The sequence below is a fragment of the Pseudomonas putida genome (assembly GCF_030159595.1).
GTDB lineage: Bacteria > Pseudomonadota > Gammaproteobacteria > Pseudomonadales > Pseudomonadaceae > Aquipseudomonas > Aquipseudomonas putida_AC.
Map to the genome: position 1 here is coordinate 100,105 of NZ_BSKJ01000002.1, position 24,826 is coordinate 124,930.

Genomic DNA, 24,826 nt, shown 5'->3' on the forward strand with positions numbered 1-24,826 from the left:
ATCCGGCCTTATCAACAGGCCGGACGAGAATGAGAAATCACCTCATTTATTTTACGATGCTATCAGCACGTCTTGCCGGGCGGGCAGCGGGCGGCTCAGCAACACGCCAACCACCACCGCAAACAGCAGCGCGGCAACACCCGCGACCTGCAACACGGCCTGGAAGCCCCCCATGAAAGCCTCGCGCGCAAGGGGGGCTACCGTTTCATGTAAACCAGGCTCGAGCAACGCCAGCGCCGCCTGCAGGTCCCCTGCGGCAACCCGCGCGGCCATCGCCGCAACCTGGCCCGATTGCGCGGGCGCTACAACAGCCATGGACGCGTGAAGCAACTGCCCGCTGCGGGCGGCCAGCACACCACCGAGCACGCCGATAGCCAGCACGATCGCGCCAAACCGAGTGGTGGTACTCAGCCCCGATGCCATGCCGGTTCGCTCGCGCGGCACACACGCCATGATGTTCTTCTGCGTATCGCCATTCAGCAGGCCGGCCCCTGCGCCCAGCACCAGGCTGGCCAAGGCGAATGCCGTGTAACCCCCTTGGTGCGTGGCCCATGCACACAGCAGGTTGCCCGTGCCCACCAGCACAAGGCCCAGTGCAAATACCTGCGCCGGGCTCATGTGGGCAGCCAGGCGCATACCCAAGCGCGGCGTCAGCAACATGGCGATGGCGAACGGCAACATGCCTGCGCCAGCGGCCAGGGCCGACAGTTGCAGACCATTCTGCAAGTACAGCGGCAGCAGGGTCATCATTACCTGGGCGCAGGCAGCGTAGGCGAACATGCCCAGCAAGGCGCCAACGAAACGCCCGCTACGCATCAGTTGCAGGTCGATCATCGGCCGCGTCTGGCTGCGCTCCACCATGATGAACAGGCCAAACAGGAAGGCGCTGATCAGCAGTCGGCCGAGGGTTTGCGCGCTGCCCCAACCCACCTGGTTGGCATCGATCATCGCCCAGATCAGGTAGCCCAGGCTGCTGGCGAAGGTCAGGCTGCCCCAGGGGTCGAGCCGCGCCGCTGCGCTGTCGCGAGATTCCTCGACACTGCGCATGACCATCACCGCCAGCAACGCCACCAACGGCAGGTTGATGTAGAAGATCCAGCGCCAGCCCAGGGTACTGGCAATCACCCCGCCCAATAGCGGCGCAAAGGTGATGGTGGCCCCCATGCAAGCACCCCAGAAGGCCCAGGCACGCATGCGTTCTTGTGGTTCATGAAAGCGGTTGCCGATCGCAGCCAGGGCCGAAGTCAGCAGCAACGCGGCACCAATACCTTTGGCGGCCCTGGCCAGGTCGAGGAACAGCAGGTTGGGCGCCGCACCGCAGGCCAGCGAAGCGAGGCCGAACAGGGCCAGGCCAAGCAGCAGCATTCGCCGCCGGCCAAAGCGGTCGGCCAGGCTGCCGGCGGGCAGCAGGCAGGCAGCGAAGGCCAGCAGATAGGCACTGACTACCCATTCGATGTCGGCGAACGAGCCGGACAGGTCACGGGCGATACTGGGCAGGCTGACGGCGACGATATTGGTGTCGAGGATGATCAGGGCGCAGACCAGGGAGGCGGTGAACAGGGTAAAGCGTGCAGAGGGGGCAGGCATGGCAGGCTCCAGATGCGGGCTGGTCGCCGCAGCGCCAGCCTTGTAGTGTTGGCCTCACCATAACGCCGCCAACCCCAGGCCTTGTTAGCCCCAGGGGCCTGCGTCATTACCCTGTAGGTAACACCCATGGAAATCCGCCATTTCCGCTATTTTCTCTGCGTTGCCCGCCACGGCCATTTCACCCGTGCCGCCGAGCAACTGGGCATCGCCCCGCCTACCCTCAGCCGGCAGATCCAGGACATGGAGCGCGAGCTGGGCGTGCGCCTGTTCGAACGCAACCAGCGTGAGGTCAACCTGACCGCTGCCGGCCAGGCCTTGTTGATCGAGGCCGAGCACGCCGTGCGCCAGTTCGACGCCGCACAATTGGGCGCACAACGGGCCGCCCGTGGTGAAAGCGGGCGCATCGAACTGGGTTATGTGGCTTCAGCCGCCTACTCTGGCATGCTCCAGCAGCAAGTCGCCCGCTACAGCGAAACCTGCCCCGGCGTGCGCCTGAACATCCGCGAACTGCCCATGGCCGAATTGCCCGGCATGGTTCGCGATGGCCTGCTCGACCTGGCCTATGTGCGCTCGCCAATGGAGCTGCCGGAAGAGCTTGATGCCATCGCGTTGCATCAGGAGGGCTTTGTTCTCGCCCTGCCCGCCAGCTCACGCATCAACGAAGTGCCGCAAGTTCCGGCCGCGCGCCTGACCAATGAAACCTTCATCCTGCCGGAGCAGATTTCCGGTACCCTGGAAGTGGCGGCACAGGGTGGGTTCGTTCCCCGGCTTGGCCCGCAGCCCGGCAGCCTGGTGGCGGTGATTACGCTGGTATCGCTCGGGCAAGGTATCGCAGTGGTCCCGGAGTCGGTGGTGCAGCGCATCAACCTGCCACAGGTGAATTACCGGCGTATCGTCGATTGCCAAGCCAGCTCTTGGCTCAGTCTGCTGCACAGGCGTTTCGAAAAAGCACCGGCGGTGAAGCGCTATGTGGAAGGCGTGAAATGCGGTGCATGATCGATGCTCAGGTGTCCTCTTGCGCGGTAGCGCCCAAGGCATAGAACTCATGCAATTTGGCTTGCAGCAGCGCCTTGTCCGGCAGGCGCGTTTGATACTCTGCAATCAATGCTGGAGACAAACTGCGATTCAGCGCGTACTCGACCACCTCGTCGTCCCTGCTGGCGCATAGCAACACGCCGATGGCGGGGTTTTCATGAGGCTTGCGCTCGTTGCGATCCAGTGCCTCCAGATAGAAATCGAGCTTGCCAAGGTACTCAGGTTCGAAGCGGCCTACTTTCAGTTCTATCGCTACCAGACAGTTGAGGCCACGGTGGAAGAACAGCAGGTCAAGTGCGAAATCACGGCCGCCGACCTGGAGCAGGTATTGAGAGCCGACAAAACAGAAGTCCCGGCCTAATTCGATCAGGAACTGTTTAAGCCGATCCATCAATGCACCTTGCAGATCCGCTTCGGCATGGCCACCCGGGAGACCGAGGAACTCGACCATGTAGGCGTCTCGAAACACATCCATGGCAGCTGGATAATTTTGCTTCAGGCTTTCTGACACCTTTGCCGGGCTTGCGACGGTCCGCTCGAAAAGCGAAGCCTTGAATTGCCTTTCCAATTCGCGGCTGGACCATTTTTCCTGGATAGCTAAACGCAGGTAAAACGCTCGCTCCTCTGGCAATTTGCTCAAGGTCAGAATGGTCAGGTTATGTGTCCAAGGCAATTGTGTCAGCAGTGCTGACACTTTCTCATCACCTCGATACGCCTCATAAAATTGCCGCATACGGAAAAGGTTTCGCTTGGTAAACCCACGCAACCCCGGCTGCGTTTCAGCAAGGTGAGTCGCCAGCTGACTGACCACCGAATCCCCCCATTCAGCCTTCTCCAGCTTGCGACTGATGTAGGCCCCCACCTGCCAGTACAATTCGATCAACTGGGTGTTGACCGCCTGCACCGCACGTTGCCTCGCGTCCCTAATTAACCCGAGCACTTCCTCGAACCGGTCATCCTTGACCGAAGGAAGGGTCGCCGACGCTTGGGATTGTTGTTCTGCGCTCATGCCTCGACTCCCTTTTTGAATTCGACAGGAAGTCTACGCCTGGTAAGCCGCCTTCCAACCGCTGGCGGCGCCAAACAAGTGTTTCAAAAAAACAAAGGGCACCCATCCACTGGTGCCCTTTGCCCTACCGCCAGGTGAACTCAATCACCCCATCGAACGCGCCCCCACCGGTTGCGCATGGCCGCGCGAAGTCACGATCCCCAGGAAGGAAATCACGATCGCCAGGCCCAATGTCGAACTCACTTCCGCCCGGTGCTCGGGCGTGTACATCATCACCGCCAGCGCCCCGGCGATGAAGATGATCACCGCCCAGGTCAGGTACGGGAACAGCCACATACGGAACTTCAGCTCGGTGTTCTCCCGCTCCAGGCGGCGGCGCATGCGCAGCTGCGAAATGGCGATGACCATGTACACCAGCAGGGCAATGGCGCCAGAGCTGGCCAGCAGGAACTCGAACACGCCCTTCGGCGCGAAGTAGTTGAGGATGGCGATGGCCGCGCCGATCAGGGTGCTGCCAAACACTGCAGCGCGCGGTACGCCAACCTTGGAGGTCTTGTTGAGGAAGGCCGGGGCGTCACCGCGCTTGGCCAGCGAATACATCATCCGCGAAGCAATGTAGATCGACGAGTTCATGCAGCTGGTCACGGCCACCAGCACCACTAGGTCGACCATGAACGCTGCGTTGGGGATGTTCATGATTTCCAGCGCACGCTGGTACGAGCCCACCACGGCCAGTTGCGGATCGTTCCACGGCACCACCGAGATGATCACGAAGATCGACAGGATGTAGAAGGTGCTGATACGCCAGATCACCGAGCGGGTGGCTTTGGCGATGTTGCGCGACGGGTCGCTGGACTCGGAAGCGGCGATAGTCACCGCCTCGGTGCCGATGAAGCTGAACATCACGGTGATGAACGCGCCCACCACTGCCGACCAGCCCTTCGGCGCAAAGCCGCCGTGCTCGGCCATCAGGCTGCTCAGGCCGCTGACCTCGCGGTTGGGCAACCAGCCCATCAGCGCGGCAAAGCCCAGGCCGATGAAACCCAGAATGGCTGTCACCTTGAGGATGGCGAACCAGAACTCGAACTCACCGTACTTGGCCACGCTGAACAGGTTGGTGCAGGCCAGCAGCAGCACCGAGGCCAGGGCGAAGATCCAGCTGTCCACCTGTGGGAACCAGGCGTTCAGCACATGCCCGGCAGCCAGCGCTTCGATTGGGATTACCAACACCCAGAACCACCAGTACAACCAGCCGATGGTGTAGCCGGCCCAACGGCCGATGGCCTGGTCGGCATAGGTGGAAAACGATCCGGTGTCAGGGTGTGCCACGGCCATTTCGCCGAGCATGCGCATGACCAGCACCACCAGGGTTCCGGCCACGAAATAAGAAACTATGGTAGCTGGCCCGGCCGCCGCGATGGCATGACCAGAACCTACGAAGAGTCCGGCGCCGATAATGCCGGCGATGGACAGCATCGTTACATGACGAGGCTTGAAACCTTGTGCAAGGTTGCCATCAGATCCCACGGTGTTCATTGATGTTGTTCTCTTTTTGCTGACACAAGGATGGACGGGCAGGCGTAGGCGAAAATATCTCCTTTCAAATCAATAAGTCGACAGGTTGCTCGCGCGCTGTTGTTGATCTTTGGCACGCATCACAGAGCAAGGTGTCATTGCGGTTCGGGCTTCATTTAAGCCCCGTAAGGCTGTGGGAAATTACACGAGAACGCCCCGGAACTGTTCGATCACGACAGGGCAATTCCATTAACGCCAGATGTCGCGAATGGCATGCCCGATCGCGCCATCGGGCCGTCTGAAGCTTTTGTTTTTCATTCGGATGTGTATCGCCTGTACTGGCCTCTTCGCGGGTAAACCCGCTCCCACAGGGACCGCACAATCTGCAAGCCTGTGGTGAACCTGTGGGAGCGGGTTTACCCGCGAAGAGGCCCGCACAGGCAAAAAACCTCTTGGCCCAGATACAAAAAAGCCCCGGTCTCCCGGGGCCTCTGTTGCCAAGGCGTCTGCCTACGCCTGCCCGGTGCGCTCGAAGCGTCGGGCCAGCAACAGGTAAGCGAGGATCCCCAGCACGCCATGGGCGGCCACGAACCAGAGTGCGTTATGGAACGAGCCGGTGCTGGCCACCACATAGCCGATCACCAGCGGGGTGACGATACCGGCGACGTTGCCAATGCCATTGAACACACCGCCGCACAGGCCGACCATCTTCTTCGGCGCTACATCCGACAGCACCGCCCACCCCACCGCTGCCAGGCCCTTGCCGAAGAAGGCCAGGGTCATCATGGCAATCACCGCCGCGTTGCTGTCCATGTAGTTGGCCAGCACCAGGCTGGTGGACAGCGCCATGCCGATGATGAACGGGGTCTTGCGCGCCCTGGACGGATGCACACCACGGCGGATCAGCCAATCGGAGACGAACCCGCCGAGGATGCCACCCGTGAAGCCACAGATGGCGGGCAACGCGGCCACCCAGCCAGCCTCCATGATGGTCATGCCACGGCCCTTGATCAGGTAGATCGGGAACCAGGTGATGAAGAAGTAGGTCAGCGCCGTGATGCAGTACTGGCCCAGGTACACCGCCCACAGGTTGCGGCTGGTGAACAGTTGCATCACTTCGGCACGGGTCGGTTTGCTTTGGGTCGCCTTGCGTTCTTTTTCCAGATCGACCAGCGCACCGCCTTCACGCATGTATTCCAGCTCTTCGCGGCTCAAGCCTGGCGCACTGTGCGGCTCGTGATACAGGCGGAACCACACCACGCTCAGTACCAGCCCCAACACACCCATCCAGATGAACACCTGCTCCCAACTCAGCGTATGGGTCATCCACGCCATCAGCGGGGCGAACACCACCACGGCCATATACTGCGCCGAGTTGAACAGGGCCGAAGCGGTACCACGCTCACGGGTGGGGAACCAGCAACTGACGATGCGTGAGTTGGCCGGGAACGCAGGCGACTCCACCAGGCCCAGCATGAAGCGCATGGAAAACAGCGCCACCGCAGCGGACACACCGGCCAGGCCCATCCAGCCTACAGTCCCTTGCAACAGCGTGAACAGCGACCAGAGGATCAGGCTGATGCCGTACACGCGGCGGGCACCGAAGCGGTCGAGCAGCCAACCGCCGGGCACCTGGCCCAAGGCGTAGGCCCAGGCAAAAGCGGAGAAGATCATGCCCAGCATGACGGGGTCCAGGCCGAGGTCCTTGAGCACCTCCGTGCCGGTGATCGACAGGGTAGCGCGGTCGGCGTAGTTGATAACGGTGATGACGAAGATCAGCGCCAGGACCAGGAAGCGATGGCGACCGATCCCGGCCACGGCCTGCGGTGCGGCGACGGCGGATTTGCTGTTCATGTGGACCCTCTTGCTTCTCGATGGAAGCGATTGTTCTTGTGAAGAGAAGGTGTGGCCCTTGGGCCTTTGTGTTGCTTGTACCGGCCTCTTCGCGGGTGAACCCGCGAAAGGGCCCTAGCGGTCAACCACACGATTCGGCGGTAACTCACCCTGAAAACAGGCTTCGAGGTTGCGCAAAACCATGCGCCCCATCTCCAGCCGCGTCTGCAACGTGGCGCTGCCCCGGTGCGGCTGCAGGCTGACCTGGTTCAGGTCCCACAAGGCCGGCGGCACATGCGGCTCATCGACGAACACGTCCAGCCCGGCACCGGCGATACGCTGCTCGCGCAACGCCTCGACCAGCGCGTCTTCATCCACCAACTTGCCGCGCGCCACGTTGATCAGGTAGCCATTCGGCCCCAGTGCCTCCAGCACCTCGGCCGTTACCAACACCTGCCCACCATCGGCGGCAGCGGCGATCACCAGCACGTCTACCGACCGCGCCAACTCGACCAGGTCAGCTTCATAGCGGTAGCCCGTTTCCGGCTGTTCACGCCGCCCGTTGTAAGCAATGCACATGTCAAATGCCGCCGCACGCCGGGCGATCGCCTTGCCCACCTGGCCAAGCCCGACAATGCCCAGCTCGATACCACTGACCCGCCGCGCCAGCGGCAGGTCGACCTTGCCCCACAAGCCATCGCGCACCAGCCGTTCGCCCTCGCCCAAACGGCGCAAGGTGTTGATGACCAGGCCCATCGCCAGGTCAGCCACATCGGCGGTGAGCACACCTGGCGTTGTGGTGACATGGATGCTGCGGCTGGCTGCATGGCGAAGGTCCACGGCGTCGGTGCCGATGCCGCTGATGGCGATGATCTCCAGCGCGGGCAGCTGATCCATCAGCGCATTGGACAGCCCTTTGGCACCGCCAGTGACCACACCGCGAATACGTGGGCCAACGTCGTTGATCAGCTGTTGCGGGTCACGCTGTTGATACAGTCGATGCACCTGATAAGCGCTGACCAGCTGGGCATCGATGGCCTCGGGGACTGGCTGGGTCAGCAGCACTTCGATGGCGTTTTCGTTCATGTTGAGCATCCGGCAGTTCAAGGACATGACTCGATGCTAGGCCCCCAATTGATACAGGTCTAATATAGATACTGGATCGAATAATTCAGGAATTGAATCATGGAGCTGCACCAGTTGCGCTGCTTCGTGGCCGTTGCCGAAGAGCTGCATTTCGGCCGCGCCGCCACCCGCCTGCACATGACCCAACCGCCCTTGAGCCGTCAGATACAACTGCTCGAACATTCCTTGGGTGTACTGCTGCTTGAGCGTAACAACCGCCAGGCGCGGCTGACCCTGGCAGGCCAGAGCTTCCTTGAAGACGCCCGGCGCATCCTGCAAATCGCCGACTCGGCCAGCCACTCGGCACGGCGCATCGCCCATGGCGAAGCAGGCCGGCTGACCCTGGGCTTCACGGCGGTGGGGGCCTACAGCATGATCCCGCGCTTGCTGGTGCATGCCGGACAGACGCTGCCGGATATCGAACTGGTACTCAGCGAGCGGGTTTCCAGTACCCAGGTGCATGACCTGGAAGCCGGCCTGATCGATGTCGGTCTGGTGCGCCAGGTGCTGCCCAGTGCGCGCGTGGAGTACCTGCCGATTCACCATGAACCCTTCGTCGCCGCCCTGCCAGCCGGGCATGCACTGGCATCGCGCGAGCGGATCAGGCCGAGCGACTTCGATGGACAGCCGTTCGTGATGTACAGCGCCAACGAAGGGCGCTACTTCCATGACCGCATCGCCAACCTGTTTGCACGGCATGAAGTGCAGCCGAGGTACCTGCATCAGCTGGGGCAGACCCATTCGATTCTGGGCCTGGTCAATGTCGGGCTGGGGTGTGCGGTGGTCCCGGCTTCGGCGCAGGCGCTGCGCCTGGAGCAGGTGGTGTTCAGGCCGCTGGTGGGGATGGAGCAGCAGGCGGAGATTTTCCTGGCGTATTGCCGAGACAATCCCAACCCGGTGCTGGGGGCATTTGTAGAGATGGCGCGGGCCTTCTTTGAAGCAGGATAAAAGGTGATGGCCTCTTCGCGGGCAAGCCCGCTCCCACAGGTACTGCGCTAGGCCTCAGGCCTGCATCAATCCTGTGGGAGCGGGCTTGCCCGCGAAGAGGCCGGCAGCTTTAACGCACCAGGCAAGGCCGCTTGTTGTCGAAGCTCCACCCCGGAATCAGGAACTGCATCGCCACGCTGTCATCCCGCGCGCCCAGGCCCATGTTGCGGTAGCACTCATGCGCCTTGGCCAGTTGGTCCTCATCCAGCTCCACCCCCAGCCCGGGCCGTGCCGGTACCCGCACATGCCCGTCGACAATGCGCAGCGGCTCGCGGGTCAGGCGCTGCCCGTCCTGCCAGATCCAGTGGGTGTCGATCGCCGTGATCTCACCCGGTGCCGCAGCCGCCACCTGAGTGAACATCGCCAGCGAAATGTCGAAGTGGTTGTTGGAATGTGAACCCCAGGTCAGCCCCCAGTCATTGCACATCTGCGCCACCCGTACCGAACCCTGCAAGGTCCAGAAGTGCGGGTCGGCCAGCGGGATGTCTACCGACTGCAACTGGATTGCATGGCCCATCTGCCGCCAGTCGGTGGCGATCATGTTGGTGGCGGTCGGCAAGCCGGTAGCGCGGCGGAACTCGGCCATCACCTCACGGCCCGAGTAACCGTTTTCAGCACCACACGGGTCTTCGGCGTAGGCCAGCACATCGTGCTTGTCGCGGCACAGGGCAATGGCTTCCTTCAACGACCAGGCACCGTTCGGGTCGAGGGTGATGCGCGCTTCGGGGAAGCGCTCGGCCAAGGCCGTTACCGCCTCCATCTCCTCTTCGCCGCGCAACACGCCGCCCTTGAGCTTGAAGTCGCTGAAGCCATAACGCTGCTTGGCGGCTTCGGCCAGGCGCACCACCGCTTCCGGGGTCAGGGCCTTTTCGTGGCGCACGCGGAACCAGTCGTCATCGGCATCGGCCTCGTTGCGGTAGGCCAGGTCGGTCTGCTGGCGGTCGCCGATATAGAACAGGTAACCCAGCATTTTCACTGCATCGCGTTGCTGCCCTTCACCCAGCAAGGCCGCCATGGGCACGTTGAGGTGCTGGCCGAGCAGGTCGAGCAGCGCCGACTCGATGGCCGTTACCGCATGCACGGTAATGCGCAGGTCGAACGTCTGCAGGCCGCGACCCGCCGCGTCGCGATTGGCGAAGGTCTGACGCATGGCATTGAGCACGCGCTGGTAATGGCCGATCGGCTGGCCGACCACCAGGCTGCGGGCGTCTTCGAGGGTCTGGCGAATCTTTTCCCCACCCGGCACCTCACCCAGCCCGGTGTTGCCAGCGCTGTCGCGCAGCACCACCACGTTGCGGGTGAAGAACGGGCCATGGGCGCCACTGAGGTTGAGCAGCATGCTGTCGTGGCCAGCCACGGGGATCACGCGCAAGTCGGTGACGACTGGGGTGCTGGTGTGAACGGCGGGATTGGTCTGCATATTCATGGTTGTTGTCTCGCAGTCATCAATGGGTCTGGCCCAGGGCCGAACGGGCCTTGAGGTCGTCAGTAGGGGCGCCCTTTGGGCGAGTGCGTACGAAGAAGATGGCAATGGCTGCCAGCACCGAGGTCACGGCCAGGCCATACAGCCCCCCCTGGATCGACCCGGTCTGCTGCTCCAGCAGGCCGAAGGTGGTAGGGGCGACGAAGCCACCGAGGTTGCCGACCGAGTTGATCAGGGCGATCACGGCCGCCGCGATGCGGGCATCCAGATAACCCTGCGGAATCGGCCAGAACAGTGACGATGCCGATTTGAAACCGATGGCCGCGAAGCACACGGCGACAAAGGCAAATACTGGCCCGCCGGTGGTGGACATGAACATCCCGATGGCGGCGACCACCAGCGCCCCAGCCACCCACGCCTGCTGGAACTTCCAGCGCGCAGAGCCTGCCGCGAAGGCATACATGGCCAGGATCGAGATCAGCCACGGGATCGAGTTGAAGAAGCCGACCTGCAGGTCGCTGAGGTCGCCCATGCGCTTGATGATGCTCGGCAGCCAGAAGGTGGCAGCGTAGATGGTCAGCTGGATGCAGAAGTAGATCACACAGAACAGCACGATCTGGCGATCCTTGAGCAGGCTCCAGGCCGACGTCTTGACCGCGCCAACGGCTTCACGCTCACGCTGTTCGCGGTCGATGGTAGACACCAGCGCGTCCTGCTCGGCCTGGCTCAACCACTTGGCATCCTGCGGTTTGGAATCCAGCCAGAAAAACACGAAGAAGCACAATGCGACCGAGGCCATGCCTTCGATGAACAGCATCCACTGCCAGCCATGCATACCCAGGCCCTGGATCTGCATCAATGCTCCGGCCAGCGGCCCGGAAATCAGCGAAGCCAGCGCCGAGCCGCTGAGGAAGATGGCAATCGCCTTGCCGCGCTCGGCACCTGGCAGCCAGCGGGTGAAGTAGTAGATCACACCAGGGAAGAAACCCGCTTCGGCAACACCCAGCAGAAAGCGCAGCACATAGAACTGGGTTTCGTTCTGCACAAAGGCCATGGCCGTGGCCACCAGCCCCCAGGTGAACATGATGCGGGTCAGCCAAAGCCGTGCCCCCACCTTCTGCAGCAACATGTTCGAAGGCACTTCGAACAATGCGTAGCCAATGAAGAACAAGCCGGCACCAAAGCCATAGGCCGCGGCGCTGATGCCCAGATCGCTTTCCAGGTGCGGGCGGATGAAACCGATATTGACGCGGTCGAGGTAGTTGACGATGAACATGATGACGAACAGCGGCAGGACGTGGCGCTTGACCTTGGCCACGGCACTGGCCAACGCGTCGCCTTCAGTCCGGGCAGACGGAGCGAGGGTGTCGTTCACTTGCGGATCTCCCACTAATTGTTTTTGTGCGGGTCTTGGTTGTCTGACATGGCAGTGGGGATGAGCATATGCCTGACAGGGTTGTACGACAAGATCACCAATGTCGGCAAAAGCGCAAAATACAAGCTGTCATAATGCCAAAATGCTGCGATCTTGCAAAAACAGACAAGCTACGCGTTGCCTTGAACACAGGAAAAATCCGCAAAGAATATTTTTATGGTTTAACTTGTCGTACAAGCACAACACGAAATGGATCACACCATGGACCCCGAACACGCGCGCAAACGCGGTCATAGCCGCGCTCATGACCTGGTCTCCAGCCTGACTCAACAGATTTTGCTGGGCACCTTCAGGCCTGGGGACAAGTTACCCTCGGAAAACACCCTGGTGCGCGAGCATGGGGTCAGCCGCACGGTGGTCCGCGAAGCCTTGTCCAAGTTGCAGGCCTCCGGGCTGGTGGCGCCGCGCCACGGTATTGGTACTTTCGTGATGGAGCGCCAGGCCCAGGCTGGGCTGCGTATAGGTGCGGAAAGCGCAGCCAATGTGCGCGACCTGCTGGAGCTGCGCATTGGACTGGAAGGCCAAGCTGCTGCCCTGGCCGCGTTGCGCCGTGATGAGGGGCACCTGGCACGGATGCGCCAGGCACTGGATGACTACCAGGACCTGGCGGCCGCCGGTGACAGCTGCATCGAAGCAGACCGGCGCTTCCACCTGCTGATTGCCGAAGCCACCGGCAACCTGTATTTCACCGAGATGCTGCTGCAACTGGGCAACAGCCTGATCCCGCGCAACCGCATGGCCCTGGCCGAACGTGGCGGGGCGAAGCTTGCGCGTCAGGCCTACCTGGCCAATCTTGAACATGAGGCGGTGCTCAATGCCATCCGCCGACAAGACCCGGATGCCGCGCGGGCGGCTATTTGCCTGCATCTGTCCAACAGCCGTGATCGCCTGTTGCCGGATTGACAGGAAGTGCACTGCCATCCGTCCTGATGCGCTCCCACCAGGAAACGTGTACCAACAAAAAATCAGGCCAACGCCCGGTCCACCAACACCTGCAAACGCCCCTGCGAGCAACACTCCACCCGCGCCTCAACGCCATACACCTCAGCCAGCAACCCCGGCTGCAGCACGTCCCCAGGCGCCCCACAGGCCACCACCCTGCCCTCACGCAACACCACAAGCCAATCGGCATGGCTGGCCGCCAGGTTGATGTCATGCAGCACCGCCACCGCCAGCAACCGGTGCGCCTGTACCCGCTCGCGCACCGCGCCCATCACCCGCAACTGGTAATGCAGGTCCAGCGCACTGGTCGGCTCGTCCAGCAACAGCACCTGTGGGTTGCGCGCCATCAATTGCGCCAGCGCCACCAACTGCCGCTGCCCGCCAGACAGGCTGTCCAGCGAGCGCTCGGCCAGGCCCTCGATGCCCAACTGACGCAACGCCTCATAGGCGCTGCCCAGCAGGTCGTCGCTACCGCTCACGCGCAAGGCCGCGACAATGCTTTCCAGCACGCCCAAGGCAATGCCAGGTGGCAATTGCTGAGGCATGTAGGCCAAGCGCCGCGAGCGCTCGGCAAAGCCCAGCCGCGTCACGTCCTGCCCATCCAGGCTCAGCCCGCCGCGCATCCGTTCCAGCCCCGCCAGGGCGCGTAGCAGCGTGGACTTGCCCGCGCCATTGGGCCCGACCAGCGCCACAAGACTACCCGCCGGCAATGCCGGCAGGCTCACCCCATGCAGGATCTGCCGGGCGCCGTATGCCACCGAAACACCCTCGATCAACAGGCTCACAACCTTCTCCCCCGGCGGAACACCAACACCACGAACACCGGCACACCCACCAACGCAGTGACGATGCCAACCGGCACGATCACCCCAGGCAAGATCACCTTGCTGGCAATCGACGACAGCGACAGCATCAACGCCCCCACCAGCGCACTGGCCGGCAGCAGGAAACGCTGGTCTTCACCCACCAGCAGACGGGCGATATGCGGCCCGACCAGGCCAACGAAACCGATGGTGCCAACGAACGCCACCGCCGTTGCCGACAACAGGCTGATACGCAGCAGCGAAGCAAGACGCAGGCGCCGGGTATCCACGCCAAAGCTGCGTGCCCTGTCCTCCCCCATGCGCAGCAAGGTCATGGCCGGTGCCGCCCGTAGCGAGAACGGCAGCGACAGCGCCAGCACCAGCGCCAGGATGCCGAGCTTCTGCCAGTCGGCGCGCGCCAGGCTGCCCAATGTCCAGAACACCAGTTGCTGCAGCACGTCCTCGGTGGCCAATAGTTGCAACAACGAAACCAGCGCGTTGCAGCTGAACACCAAGGCAATGCCGAACAGCACGAGGCTTTCTACCCCGGCGCCGCGCAAGCGCGACATGGCCTGCAGCAGCACCACCGACAGGCAGGCGAAAACGAACGCCATCACCGTCACCTGCGCACTGGGTGCCAGCCAGGCGATGCCCAGCGGGTAAGCAATCGCCAATGATGCGCCCAGCGCTGCAGACGACGACACGCCCAAGGTAAACGGGCTGGCCAACGGGTTATCAAGGATCGCCTGCATCTCGGCGCCCGCCAGCGACAGTGCCGCACCCACCAGCACGGCCATCAGCGTGTACGGCAGGCGCACGTTCCAGATGATCACCCGTTCGGTGGCGCTGAGCGTTTGCGGATCGAAAATCCCTTGCAGCAGCCGCCCCAGGCTCATGCCAGAGGCGCCGCTGGCCAGGTCACCCAATACTGACAACAGCACTAGCAGCGCCAGCCCCGCCACCAGCCAGGTGCGCCGCCATAGCAACCGTCGGTAGTGCCACGCGGCCTGCGCAGCACCTGGCAAAGCCTGTGCGGTCACTGGGCGTCGATCCAGTAGTGGCCGTCCAGCCCCACCTTGAGCATCCGGTTGATTTCGCCCATGGTCGCCTGCGGGTCTACATCCTTGAAGCGCGCCGGGTGCACCCAGCGCGCCATGGCTTCGACTGCCAGGATGTTGAATGGCGAGTTGTAGAAGTCATGCCACAAGCCATGCGCCTGTCCAGCCTGTATCGGCCGCAGCGGAGCGAATTCGGGGCGTGCGGTGATTTTCGCCAGGCTTTGCCGTGCAGTCTCGGCGGATACTCCGGCACCCAACAGCACCCCCGGTGCGCGGTTGCCGGTGGCGATGTACACATCCGGGTCGGCTTGCAGCACATATTCGACACTGACATCACCCAACGCCCCCGGCACCACATCGGCACCAATGTTATGCCCACCTACGGCCTCGACCACGCTTCCCAGGCCGCTCTTGCCAGTGGTATGCCCTGGCGCCTGCCATACGCCGGCCAACAGTTCGAGAAACACCTTGGGCCGCTCACTGTCCTTGATCCCGGCCACGCCGTCGGTTACCCGCTTCAGGTGGCGGTCGTACAGGTTCAGGTATTCCTGCGCCTGCTGTTCACGCCCAAGCAAAGTACCCAGTGCCTCCATGCTCACCCGGGTATTGCGGATCGGGTGCACGCGGAAGTCGATGAACAGCACCGGCACACCCGCCTTCTCCAGCAAGTCGGCCACCTGGCTGTGCTGGGTCGGGCCTTCGCCGGCAATGCTGAAGATTGCCAAGTCGGGCTTGAGCGCCAGAATCTGCTCGGCGCTTACGCTCTGCTCGGAGGCCTGGCCGATCAGCGGCAGGCGGGTAATTTGCGGGTACTTTTGCGCGTACACCTCATAGGTGTGCGGGTCGAGCAGGCGCATATCGTTCTGCCAGCCGACCACCCGCTGGAACGGGTTTTCACGGTCGAGCAAGGCCAGGGCAAAGAACAGCCGCCCTTCGCCCAGTACGATGCGCTGAGGCGCGTGGTCGACTTCAACCTTGCGCCCCAGCACGTCAGTCACTTGCACGGCACTGGCAGGTTGGGTAAAGCCGAGGCAGGTCGCCAACAGCAACAGGGTAGGCAACACTCGCTGCCAGGAACGGGGGAGCAAACACATCGGGGGCATCCTCTTGAAGAGAATCAATCGCAACAGAGCGAGGCATTCTAGCCAGCCGCCCTGTGCCGCCGATGTGCGCGAATGTATTGGCTTGTAGAGTGGCCGTTACATCCGGCCGGCTCACCTCACCAGGTCAGGCAGATCTTGCCGAAATGCCGGTTGCTCTCCTGGTAACGGAACGCCTCGACGATCTGCTCCAGTTCAAAGTGCTTGTCCACCACGGGCCGCAGGCCGTTGGCATCGATCGCCCGCACCATCGCCTGTTGCTGCGCACGGCTGCCCACCAGCACACCTTGCAGACGAATTTGCCGCACCAGCGCCTGCACCAGCGGCAGCTGGCCAGCCACGCCGGTGAGGATACCGATCAGCGATACATGCCCACCGATGCGCGCAGCAATCATCGACTGCTCCAACGTCGCCGGGCCGCCGACTTCGATCACATGGTCGACGCCGCGATTGCCGGTCAGCTCGCGCACTTTCTCACCCCAGGCGGGGGTGCTCTTGTAGTTGATCAGGTGATCGGCGCCCAGGGCCTTCAGGCGCTCCAGCTTGGCGTCGCTGGACGAGGTGGCGATCACCGTGGCGCCGGCCAGCTTGGCGAACTGCAGGGCGAAGATCGACACGCCGCCGGTGCCCTGCACCAGCACCGTGTCACCTGGTTTGAGGTGGTCATCGCTCATCAGGGCACGCCAGGCGGTGAGGCCAGCGGTGGTCAGGGTAGCCGCTTCGGCATGGCTGAAGCCCTTGGGCGCCAGGGTGAACGCGGTGGCACGGGCAGTGACCTGCTCACGGGCATAACCATCGATGCCGTCGCCCGGCACCTTGGCAAAACCTTCGACATTGGCCTGGCCGTCGAGCCAGTCGGGGAAGAAGGTGCTGACCACGTTGTCGCCGACCTGAAACTCAGTGACGCCCGCCCCCACCGCGACCACTTCGCCCGCGCCGTCGGCCATAGGGATACGCCGCTCGCTCGGGCCCCACATGCCGCTGACCACGGCGAAGTCGTGGTAGTTGAGGGAGCTGGCATGCAGCTGCACGGTGATCTCGCCGGCCTGGGGCGCGGCAGCCTCGCGGGTGCCGACCTCGACCTTGTCGTAGCCGCCGCCGGGCTGAACAAAAATGGCCTTGCTGGTCATGGGTGGGTCTCCGTATCAGGGGAAAGAGTGGAGTTCAGCATAGATAGGGCCTGAACATGCAGCACAAGAATCAGCCCAGCATCACCTTCAATGCCCGGCAATCGGCCGCATGCCAATCCACCAGCTCCGGCCACGGATTATCCGGCAGGTTCACCAGCACCGTCCGTGCCCCTGCCGCTCGCCCACAGTCCAGGTCAAACCGGTAATCCCCCACCATCACCAGCTCGCTCGGTGTCACGCCCCAGGCGCTGGCAATCTTCAGCAGCCCATCCGGGCTCGGCTTGGGCGCCGCTTCGTCACGCCCCAGAATGTGCTCCACCGGGAAGCAGTCCGCCAGGCCGATCGCCTCCAGCGTCACATGCGCCAGCTCACGCGCATTGCGGGTGAGAATACCCAGCCGGCAACCACGCTCAGCCAGCTCACGCACCAGCTCCACCGCCCCGGTGGCCGCCGTGGAAGCAAGCGCCAGGTCGCGCTCATGCTCCAGCAACCAGGCATGCTTGGCCGCCGCTTCGTCTGCCGGCAAGGCCGCCAGGTGGGTGAGGATGTCGTGCTCGACCGGGATGTCCAGCGCCACGCGAATGGCGGCGAAATCATGCACGGCCACGGTCAGGGTGCCGTCCATGTCGAACACCCAGTTGCGCACCTCGCCCAGGCTCATGCCCAGTCCTTACGATGGCGAATCAGGCCTTCCTGACTCGACGATGCCACCAGTTGCCCGGCCTGGTTGAAGATGCTGCCACGGCAGAAACCGCGGGAATTACCGGCCCACGGGCTGTCGGTGGCGTACAGCAACCACTCGTCAGCGCGCAGGTTGCCATGGAACCACAACGAATGGTCGAGGCTGGCGATCTGCATGTCGCGCTGCCACACCGATTTACCATGCGGTAGCAGCGACGTGGTCAGCAGGCCGAAGTCCGAGGCGTAGGCCAGCATGTACTTGTGCAGGGCGGGCACGTCGGGCAGGTTGCCGTCGGCGCGGAACCAGGCGTACTTCACCGGGTCGCCAGGCTTGGGGTTGAACGGGTCGCGCTCGGTCACTGGGCGAATCTCGATCGGCTTGGCGCACAGCACCTTGTCGCGAATACGCTCGGGCAACTGGTCGGCCATGGCGCTGGCCAGCTCCACCTCGGTGGGCAGGTTGTCCGGGCCGACCACGTCAGGCATCTGCGCCTGGTGCTCGAAACCTTCCTCGTCGTACTGGAATGACGCGCTGCAGGTGAAGATGGTCTGGCCCTTCTGGATCGCCGTCACCCGACGGGTGCTGAAGCTGCCGCCATCGCGCACGCGGTCCACCGAATAGACCACCGGCAGGCTGGCATCGCCGGGGCGCAGGAAGTAGCCGTGCAACGAATGCACATGGCGAGCGTCTTCGACCGTCTGGCTGGCCGCCGACAAGGACTGGCCCAGCACTTGCCCACCGTACAGCTGGCGGAAGCCCAGGTCCTGGCTACGTCCACGGAACAGGTTCTCCTCGATGGCTTCGAGGCTCAACAGGTCGACCAGGTCGTCCAACACATGACTCATTGGGGGTTCTCCTCGCAAGGCAACACGTCTCTACAGCACTCTTTAATAAGGGCAAATGATACAGGGTTTGTCATTCGCGCCGGGCATGGCCGTGCATTCAGGCACGCAGGGTCTTTTCCCAGTGTGCCCGGTCGATGCGGTACAGCACATGAGGGCGCAGCGGGTGGCCAACGGCCAGGCGGGGGTGTTCGAAGCTACCGCGCAGGTCCTGCTGCATGCCAATGGCCTGCATGACCTTTTGCGAAGGCAGGTTACTCTCGCTAGTGAACGACACCACCTCCTCCAGGCGCAATTGGGCGAAAGCACAACGCAGGCAGGTCCAGGCTGCTTCGCTGGCAAAGCCCAGGCCCCAGTGCCGCCGCGCCAGGCGCCAGCCGATCTCCACTGCCGGGGCGAAAGGCGCATCGAAGTTGACGTTGAGCAACCCGGTCATGCCGATGAACGCGCCGCTGTCCTTGCGCTCCAGCGCCCATAAACCAAATCCGAACTCATTGAAGTGCCCGCGCACGCGGCCGATCAATGCGGCAGCCTCAAGGCGCGTCAACGGCGCCGGGAAGTAGCGCATCACCTGCGGGTCGGCGCACAGCGCGGCGAACTCGCGCAAGTCGTCGTCGTGCCATTGGCGCAGCACCAGCCGTGCACTTTCCAGTTCAAGAATGGGGGTCATCGGGCCTGCTCCGGTTTTGCCGTGTTGCAGTTTACAGCGTAGGCGGGGGCGCGGGTTTCACCCAACCGGCAACCGCCGAATGCAATTTTCACACGCCCTTCACCGCCCCCCGACAGGCCACTTGGCAGGATGCCGCCATCACTGCCGCGCCAGCCGCGGCCACGCCAATGGAGCAACGCATGCTATCGAGCAATACCCTGGGGCACCCGGCCATCCACGCCCGGCGCAAGCGACGCCTGACCCGCAAAGCCCTCGGTGCCGCCCTTGGCCTGTGCATGGTCGTGGCGGCGTTGACCACTTGGCTGGCGACGAGGACGCACATCGTGGACCTTGGCAACGAGCAACAACTGAGTGACAGCGGCCTGCTGCAGGACTGGGCAGAAGGCGCAGTGATCGTGATGATCCGCCACGCCGAACGCTGTGACAGCGCCCCCGGCCCCTGCCTGGACGACCCCACCGGCATCACCGTGGCCGGCAGCCAGGCCGCCAGCCGCGTTGGCCAAGGGCTGCACCAGCTGGGCCTGGACAATGCCGACCTGCTCAGCAGCCCGAAACTGCGTACACGGCAAACCGCGCACTTCATCCTCGGCCAGGCGGTGGCCAGTGAAGACTGGCTGGAAGGTTGCGACAAGCAGTTCGCCAGTGAAGCATTGGCCCATAAACGGCCCGGGCATAACCTGGTACTGGTGACCCACAACGGCTGCATCGATCATTTCGCCCGCCAGCAGAACGTTGTCGGTGGCGAGCGCGAGAGTGGTTATGCCAGCGCCCTGTTCGTCTCGGTGGATGGCAACGGCAAGGCGCGTATCCTCGGGCGCCTGAACGAACCGGACTGGCAACGCGTATTGGCCAGCGCAGGGCGATAACTGGCAAGATCAGCACTGGCCCCGATTGCGAACACCCCATGCCGTTGCCGCTGATCTACCACGAAGACTACAGCCCGGAGTTCCCCCCCGAACACCGCTTCCCGATGGACAAGTTCCGCCTGCTGCACGACCACCTGATCGACAGCGGGCTGACCACTGACCACGCCCTGCTGCGCCCGGACATCTGCCCCAACGACATCCTCGCCCTGGCCCATGACCGTGGCTACATCGAGCGCTACATGCACGGCGAACTGTCCCGCGAGGACCAGCGTCGCCTCGGCCTGCCCTGGAGCGAAGCCCTGGCCCGGCGCACGGTGCGGGCAGTGGGTGGCTCGCTGCTGACCGCCGAAATGGCGCTGCAACATGGCATCGCGTGCCACCTCGCCGGAGGCACCCACCACGCCCATTACGACCACCCTGCCGGCTTCTGCATTTTCAACGACCTGGCCGTGATCAGCCGCTACCTGCTGGAGGCTGGCCGGGTACACCAGGTGCTGATCTTCGACTGCGATGTGCACCAGGGTGACGGCACCGCGCGCATCCTGCACGACACGCCAGAAGCCATTACCGTGTCGCTGCACTGTGAGCAGAACTTCCCGGCCCGCAAGGCACAGAGCGACTGGGACATTCCCCTGCCGCGCGGCATGGGTGACGCGGCCTACCTGAAGGTGGTGGACGACGCCCTCAATTACCTGCTGCCCCTCTACCAACCCGACCTTGTGTTGTATGACGCCGGCGTCGATGTGCACAAAGACGACGCCCTGGGCTACTTGCAACTGACCGACGCCGGCGTTGCCGCCCGTGACGAAGCGGTGCTGCGCCACTGCCTGGGCCGCGATATCCCGGTGGTGGGCGTGATCGGCGGCGGCTACAGCAAGGACCGCGAAGCCTTGGCCAGACGCCATGGCATCCTTCACCACAGCGCGGCACGCGTCATCGGTTGTTCACAATGACTGTGGAACCGCTTGTGGATAACCTGCGGGAAACGCGCTGTAGCCCTTTGTAGGCAAGGCTTGTAGCGCTCTGATTATTTTTTGACCAGTGCTTCCATGGGCAGCGCTGCGCTAGAATGCGCCTCTTTTCCACAGCCTGCTGCCCACCATGCCCGATCTGAACCCCGCCTCCCCTCCCCTCGCCGTCGTCATCGGTGGCGGCCCCGCCGGCCTGATGGCTGCCGAAGCGCTGGCCCAGGCGGGCCTGGCGGTCGAGGTGTTCGATGCCATGCCTTCGGTGGGGCGCAAGTTCCTGCTGGCGGGTGTTGGCGGCATGAACATCACCCACTCCGAGCCCTACCCGGCGTTCGTAGCACGCTATGCCGAGCGCCAGGGCGAAGTCGATGCGCTGCTGCGCGACTTCGACGCCGACGCCCTGCGCCAGTGGATACACGGCCTGGGCATCGAAACCTTCGTCGGCACCTCGGGGCGGGTGTTCCCCACCGACATGAAAGCCGCGCCACTGCTGCGCGCCTGGCTCAAGCGGCTGCGCGACGCCAGGGTAGTTATCCACACCCGCCACCGCTGGTTGGGTTGGAATGCCGACGGTGCCTTGCGGATTGCTTATCCACAGGGCGAGCGTGTGGTGAAGGCTGCAGTCGTGGTGCTCGCACTGGGCGGTGGCAGTTGGGCGCGATTGGGCTCCGACGGCAGCTGGCAACCACTGCTGGCCGAACGGGCTGTGGATATCTCGCCTTTGCAGCCGAGCAACTGCGGTTTTGAGGTAGAGCGCTGGAGCGCGCTGCTCAAGGACAAGTTTGCTGGCGCTCCGCTGAAGAACATTGCCCTCAGCGTCCCGGGCAGGTCACCGCGCAAGGGCGAGTTCATCCTCACTGCGCAAGGGGTGGAAGGCAGTCTGGTATATGCCTGGTCAGCACCGGTGCGCGAGGCAATCAACCGGGAAGGCCGTGGGGTGCTGTTGCTCGACTTGCTACCCGACAAGCCTGTGGAAAACGTTGCCCAGGCGCTGGCCAAGCCACGCGGTTCGCGTTCCATGGCCAAGCATCTGCACAGCCAGCTAGGGATTGATGGAGTCAAGGCGGCGCTGCTGCGCGAGTTGACCGATCAGGCGACCTTTGCCGACCCTGAGGCACTGGCCCGGGCGATCAAGGCATTGCCGATCACGTTGGTGCGCACGCGGCCGCTGGATGAAGCGATCAGCAGTGCTGGCGGGGTGCGTTTCGAGGGGCTGGATGAAGGGTTGATGGTCAAGGGCATGCCGGGGGTGTTCTGTGCCGGCGAGATGCTCGACTGGGAGGCGCCGACCGGGGGGTATCTGCTGACGGCGTGCTTTGCCAGTGGGTTGCGCGCCGGGCGGGCGGCGGCGGATTGGGTTTTGCGGGTTTCCTGAAAGATTGTCGGGGCTGCTTTGCAGCCCCAGCCATCTCAAGGCTTACGCTTACGCGGCCCACCATTGAAGCTCGGCACCTTGCGCACCGCCTTCACCGCTGGCTCCGCATTTCCCGCTTCACTGCTGTCCATCCAGCGCCCCAACCCACGCTTGGCACTGTTCTCTTTCGGTTTCTTGGGCTTCTTCGGCTTCTTGATCACCTGGCCACTGGCGTCGGTCATCGGCACCCGGTGATCCGGGATGAAATCCGGCTCTTCATGGCGCGGCAAGGTCTGGCGGGTCAGCACCTCGATGGCCGCCAGCATCTGCACTTCATCCGCGCACACCAGCGAAATCGCCTCGCCTTTGTTGCCCGCCCGCCCGGTACGGCCGATGCGGTGCACATAATCCTCTGCCACGATCGGCAAGTCGAGGTTGACCACCAGCGGCAGGTCGTCGATGTCCAGGCCCCGGGCCGCCACGTCGGTGGCCACCAGCACCTGAATCTCGCGGGCCTTGAAGCTGTCCAGCGCACGCTGGCGGGTGGCCTGCGGGCGGTCACCGTGGATACCGTCGGCGTTCACACCTTCGGCCAGCAAACGCTCCACCAGCTGGTCGACGCCGTTGCGGGTCTTGGCGAACACCAGCACCTGCGTCCAGCGTTGCTTGCGCAGCAGATGGCAGAACAGGTCTTCCTTGCGCTTTTTATCCACAGGCACCAGCCACTGCTTGACGCTGGCAGCGGCGGCGTTGCGCGGGCTCACTTCGATGCTGAGCGGGTCATTCAAAGCCAGCCCCGCCAGTACGCGAATCTGGTCAGAGAACGTGGCGGAGAACAGCAACGTCTGGCGCTTGCGTGGCAGCGCGGCGTACACCGATTGCAACTCTTCAGCAAAGCCCAGGTCGAGCATGCGGTCGGCTTCGTCCAGTACCAGCGTTTGTACCTGGTTGAACTTCACCGCGTTCTGCCGGAACAGGTCGAGCAAGCGCCCTGGGGTGGCCACCAGCAGATCGACGCCACGGCGCAGGCGCATCATCTGCGGGTTGATGCTGACCCCGCCGTACACCGCGTAAGTGCTCAGCGGCAGGTTTTCGGCGTACTCACGCACGTTGTTGTGCACCTGCTCGGCCAGCTCGCGGGTAGGCACCAGCACCAGTGCGCGGATCGAATTGCTGGCCACCTTCTCGCCTTCCAGCGCCAGGCGCTGCAGCACGGGCAGGGCAAAACCTGCGGTCTTGCCGGTGCCAGTCTGGGCGGCGGCCATCAGGTCGCGGCCAGCCAGCACGGCGGGGATGGCCTTGGCCTGCACCGGGGTCGGGGTGGTGTAGTCCAGCTGCTGCAGGGTGCGCAGCAGCGGTTCGATCAGGCCGAGTTTGGCGAAATTCATGGCAATACCGTCAGGGGGTTCAGCGAAGGCGGCAAGTTTACCGCATCGCCCCTGCCTACTTGCAGATTTCGCCTTTCAACGGCTGTGCAGGCTCGGGGGCCTTGCGCCACTGCGGCAAGCCGATCAGCACCACCGCACCAATGATCACCGCCATGGCCACGCACTCCTCGGCGCCAATCTGCTCGCCGGCAAAGACAATACCCAGCAGCACCGCCACGGCTGGGTTGACGTAGGCATAGCTGGTGGCAGCTGCCGGGCGTACGTTCTTGAGCAGGTACATGTAGGCACTGAACGCCAGGATCGAGCCGAAGAGCACCAGGTAGGCCAAGGCCCCCCAGCCAGCCGCGGTCGGCATCTGCGTCATACGCTCACCAGACAGTACGCTGCCCAGCAACAGCACTGCGCCCCCCACCAGCATTTCCGCAGCACTGGCCATCGGCCCCTGGGGTAACGGCAAGGTCTTGCTCCATACCGAGCCGAACGCCCACGATGCTGCCGCGAAAATGATCAGCGCCGCACCCACCGGGCTTGCCTGCAGGTTGGAGCCCAGGTTCAGCAGGCCGATACCCAACAGCCCCAAGGCAATCCCCGCCCATTCCAGCTTCGAGTTGCGATGACCGAACAGCAGGCCGAACAGCAAGGTGAACAATGGCACTGTCGCCACCGCCAGCGCCGCCACGCCGGATGCCACGCCAGCGTGCTCGGCCACGGTCACGCCGCCGTTGCCACAACTGAGCAGCAGAAAGCCGATCGCCCCCGCTGCCCGCCACTGCAGCCAGGTGGGCGCTGGCACACCGCGCCAGCGCAGAAAGCCGTACAGCAAGCCACCAGCAATCAGAAAGCGCACCCCGGCCATGAGCATCGGTGGCCAGCTCTCCACACCAATGCGAATGAACAGGTAGGTAGACCCCCAGACCAGGTACAAGGCCAGGAAAGCACCAATGAGCAACAACGGGAAGCGACGGGCGGCAGGCATGGGAAAACTCGAAATCCGTTTACGGGTAACTCAGTTTAACGGCCTGCCTGGGTGAAGTGACGTTACAGAACGGGCGCAAATGAGCGGCACACTTTTGG

General features: G+C 63.4%; 22 protein-coding genes. 6 read left to right on the forward strand and 16 right to left on the reverse strand.

What is annotated here, in order from left to right:
• Positions 1-51: 51 nt before the first annotated feature.
• Positions 52-1,587 (reverse strand): MFS transporter, encoded by a 1,536-nt coding sequence (locus QQL85_RS04765; RefSeq protein WP_284353388.1) that lies wholly within the window; start codon positions 1,585-1,587, stop codon positions 52-54.
• A 126-nt stretch (positions 1,588-1,713) separates the two neighbouring features.
• Between QQL85_RS04765 and QQL85_RS04770 the strand changes: the two genes are divergently transcribed.
• On the forward strand, positions 1,714-2,583 hold the full coding sequence (locus QQL85_RS04770) for a LysR family transcriptional regulator (RefSeq protein ID WP_284353387.1): 870 nt from the start codon (positions 1,714-1,716) through the stop codon (positions 2,581-2,583).
• A 7-nt stretch (positions 2,584-2,590) separates the two neighbouring features.
• On the opposite strand, the gene QQL85_RS04775 is transcribed toward QQL85_RS04770, so the two are convergent.
• From QQL85_RS04775 to QQL85_RS04790, 4 genes are all read right to left on the reverse strand, one after another.
• Complete coding sequence (locus tag QQL85_RS04775) at positions 2,591-3,631, reverse strand: PDDEXK nuclease domain-containing protein (protein ID WP_284353386.1); 1,041 nt, start codon at positions 3,629-3,631, stop codon at positions 2,591-2,593.
• Between the two features lie 144 nt (positions 3,632-3,775).
• Positions 3,776-5,167, reverse strand: coding sequence for a GABA permease (gabP, locus tag QQL85_RS04780; RefSeq protein ID WP_284353385.1), 1,392 nt, complete (start codon positions 5,165-5,167; stop codon positions 3,776-3,778).
• Between the two features lie 489 nt (positions 5,168-5,656).
• Positions 5,657-7,000 (reverse strand): MFS transporter, encoded by a 1,344-nt coding sequence (locus QQL85_RS04785; RefSeq protein WP_284353384.1) that lies wholly within the window; start codon positions 6,998-7,000, stop codon positions 5,657-5,659.
• Between the two features lie 114 nt (positions 7,001-7,114).
• Positions 7,115-8,065 carry a 2-hydroxyacid dehydrogenase gene (locus tag QQL85_RS04790; protein ID WP_284353383.1) on the reverse strand — a complete coding sequence of 317 codons (951 nt, stop codon included), beginning with the start codon at positions 8,063-8,065 and terminating at the stop codon, positions 7,115-7,117.
• Positions 8,066-8,164: 99 nt separating this feature from the next.
• Between QQL85_RS04790 and QQL85_RS04795 the strand changes: the two genes are divergently transcribed.
• Positions 8,165-9,052: a LysR substrate-binding domain-containing protein gene (locus tag QQL85_RS04795; RefSeq protein ID WP_284353382.1), complete on the forward strand. Its 888-nt coding sequence runs from the start codon at positions 8,165-8,167 to the stop codon at positions 9,050-9,052.
• Positions 9,053-9,161: 109 nt separating this feature from the next.
• Here QQL85_RS04795 and gudD read toward each other — a convergent pair whose 3' ends face one another.
• Together gudD and QQL85_RS04805 are read right to left on the reverse strand one after the other, a co-directional pair.
• Positions 9,162-10,517 (reverse strand): glucarate dehydratase, encoded by a 1,356-nt coding sequence (gudD, locus tag QQL85_RS04800; RefSeq protein ID WP_284353381.1) that lies wholly within the window; start codon positions 10,515-10,517, stop codon positions 9,162-9,164.
• Positions 10,518-10,536: 19 nt separating this feature from the next.
• On the reverse strand, positions 10,537-11,889 hold the full coding sequence (locus QQL85_RS04805; RefSeq protein ID WP_284353380.1) for an MFS transporter: 1,353 nt from the start codon (positions 11,887-11,889) through the stop codon (positions 10,537-10,539).
• A 261-nt stretch (positions 11,890-12,150) separates the two neighbouring features.
• Here QQL85_RS04805 and QQL85_RS04810 point away from each other — a divergent pair, with 261 nt between their 5' ends.
• The gene (locus QQL85_RS04810) at positions 12,151-12,852 is read left to right on the forward strand and encodes a FadR/GntR family transcriptional regulator (RefSeq protein WP_284353379.1); all 702 of its coding nucleotides are present in this window, start codon (positions 12,151-12,153) and stop codon (positions 12,850-12,852) included.
• A 62-nt stretch (positions 12,853-12,914) separates the two neighbouring features.
• Here QQL85_RS04810 and QQL85_RS04815 read toward each other — a convergent pair whose 3' ends face one another.
• The 7 genes from QQL85_RS04815 to QQL85_RS04845 all read right to left on the reverse strand — a co-directional run bounded on the left by QQL85_RS04815 (position 12,915) and on the right by QQL85_RS04845 (position 19,176).
• The gene (locus QQL85_RS04815) at positions 12,915-13,676 is read right to left on the reverse strand and encodes an ABC transporter ATP-binding protein (RefSeq protein WP_274080257.1); all 762 of its coding nucleotides are present in this window, start codon (positions 13,674-13,676) and stop codon (positions 12,915-12,917) included.
• The gene (locus QQL85_RS04820; RefSeq protein WP_284353378.1) at positions 13,673-14,734 is read right to left on the reverse strand and encodes a FecCD family ABC transporter permease; all 1,062 of its coding nucleotides are present in this window, start codon (positions 14,732-14,734) and stop codon (positions 13,673-13,675) included. The genes QQL85_RS04815 and QQL85_RS04820 overlap by 4 nt, the downstream gene beginning before the upstream one ends.
• On the reverse strand, positions 14,731-15,846 hold the full coding sequence (locus QQL85_RS04825) for an ABC transporter substrate-binding protein (RefSeq protein ID WP_284353377.1): 1,116 nt from the start codon (positions 15,844-15,846) through the stop codon (positions 14,731-14,733). The genes QQL85_RS04820 and QQL85_RS04825 overlap by 4 nt, the downstream gene beginning before the upstream one ends.
• A gap of 125 nt (positions 15,847-15,971) precedes the next feature.
• A complete protein-coding gene (locus tag QQL85_RS04830; protein ID WP_284353376.1) occupies positions 15,972-16,982 on the reverse strand; it encodes a zinc-dependent alcohol dehydrogenase family protein in 1,011 nt (336 codons plus the stop codon).
• 70 nt (positions 16,983-17,052) lie between these two features.
• Positions 17,053-17,643, reverse strand: a complete 591-nt coding sequence (locus tag QQL85_RS04835) for an HAD family hydrolase (protein ID WP_284353375.1) — start codon at positions 17,641-17,643, stop codon at positions 17,053-17,055.
• Positions 17,640-18,509, reverse strand: coding sequence for an acyl-CoA thioesterase II (gene tesB / locus QQL85_RS04840; protein ID WP_284353374.1), 870 nt, complete (start codon positions 18,507-18,509; stop codon positions 17,640-17,642). The genes QQL85_RS04835 and tesB overlap by 4 nt, the downstream gene beginning before the upstream one ends.
• Before the next feature lie 97 nt (positions 18,510-18,606).
• Complete coding sequence (locus tag QQL85_RS04845; RefSeq protein WP_284353373.1) at positions 18,607-19,176, reverse strand: GNAT family N-acetyltransferase; 570 nt, start codon at positions 19,174-19,176, stop codon at positions 18,607-18,609.
• Between the two features lie 179 nt (positions 19,177-19,355).
• Here QQL85_RS04845 and QQL85_RS04850 point away from each other — a divergent pair, with 179 nt between their 5' ends.
• The 3 genes from QQL85_RS04850 (at position 19,356) to QQL85_RS04860 (ending at position 22,385) form a co-directional block, all read left to right on the forward strand.
• Positions 19,356-20,042 (forward strand): histidine phosphatase family protein, encoded by a 687-nt coding sequence (locus QQL85_RS04850; protein ID WP_284353372.1) that lies wholly within the window; start codon positions 19,356-19,358, stop codon positions 20,040-20,042.
• A gap of 38 nt (positions 20,043-20,080) precedes the next feature.
• Positions 20,081-20,995 carry a histone deacetylase family protein gene (locus QQL85_RS04855; RefSeq protein ID WP_284353371.1) on the forward strand — a complete coding sequence of 305 codons (915 nt, stop codon included), beginning with the start codon at positions 20,081-20,083 and terminating at the stop codon, positions 20,993-20,995.
• Positions 20,996-21,143: 148 nt separating this feature from the next.
• Positions 21,144-22,385, forward strand: a complete 1,242-nt coding sequence (locus QQL85_RS04860) for a TIGR03862 family flavoprotein (protein WP_284353370.1) — start codon at positions 21,144-21,146, stop codon at positions 22,383-22,385.
• Between the two features lie 35 nt (positions 22,386-22,420).
• Here the strand turns inward: QQL85_RS04860 and QQL85_RS04865 are convergent, their stop codons facing one another.
• Together QQL85_RS04865 and yedA are read right to left on the reverse strand one after the other, a co-directional pair.
• The gene (locus tag QQL85_RS04865; protein ID WP_284353369.1) at positions 22,421-23,752 is read right to left on the reverse strand and encodes a DEAD/DEAH box helicase; all 1,332 of its coding nucleotides are present in this window, start codon (positions 23,750-23,752) and stop codon (positions 22,421-22,423) included.
• 55 nt (positions 23,753-23,807) lie between these two features.
• The gene (yedA, locus tag QQL85_RS04870) at positions 23,808-24,728 is read right to left on the reverse strand and encodes a drug/metabolite exporter YedA (protein WP_284353368.1); all 921 of its coding nucleotides are present in this window, start codon (positions 24,726-24,728) and stop codon (positions 23,808-23,810) included.
• Between the last annotated feature and the right edge of the window lie 98 nt (positions 24,729-24,826).